Annotated in this window: 1 protein-coding gene; it reads right to left on the reverse strand. The window is 67.9% G+C overall.

The window, feature by feature from the left end:
* Positions 1-81: 81 nt before the first annotated feature.
* A partial coding sequence (locus KDH83_RS31040) for a fumarylacetoacetate hydrolase family protein (protein ID WP_212322943.1) occupies positions 82-702 on the reverse strand: 621 nt, incomplete at its 5' end.

Genomic DNA, 702 nt, shown 5'->3' on the forward strand with positions numbered 1-702 from the left:
CGGGTTTTCTTGGCGGGCATGAGGGCTGGGCGGAACGTGTGGCGCGAGTATAGGCGATCGCTGGCAGCGGCTTGCGCCGCGTCAGCGCGACCAGGCGCGGGTCTTCTGCGACTGCACGCCCAGACCCTCGATACCCAGGCGCATGACGTCGCCGGCCTTCAGGTAGAGCGGCGGTTTCTGGCCCAGGCCCACGCCGGGCGGCGTGCCGGTGCTGATGACGTCGCCGGGCAGCAGCGACATGAACTGGCTGATGTAGCTGACCAGCTGCTTGACGCCGAACACCATGGTGCGGGTGCTGCCGTCCTGGAAGCGCTTGCCGTTGACTTCCAGCCACATGCCCAGGTTCTGCGGGTCGGCGATCTCGTCGCGCGTCACCAGCCAGGGGCCGATGGGCGCGAAGCTGTCGCAGCCCTTGCCCTTGTCCCACTGGCCGCCGCGCTCGATCTGGTATTCGCGCTCGGACACGTCGTTGACCACCACGTAGCCGGCCACATAGTCCAGCGCCTCGCTTTCCTCGACGTAGGACGCCTTCTTGCCGATCACGATGCCCAGCTCGACTTCCCAGTCGGTCTTGACCGAGCCGCGCGGAATGATGACGTCGTCGTCGGGGCCGGTGATGGACGAGCTGGGCTTGAGGAACAGCACCGGCTCGGCCGGCACGGGCAGGCCGGACTCGGCGGCGTGGTCGGCGTAGTTCAGGCC

The organism is Achromobacter sp. Marseille-Q0513 (assembly GCF_018195695.1).
Taxonomy (GTDB): Bacteria; Pseudomonadota; Gammaproteobacteria; order Burkholderiales; family Burkholderiaceae_B; genus Achromobacter.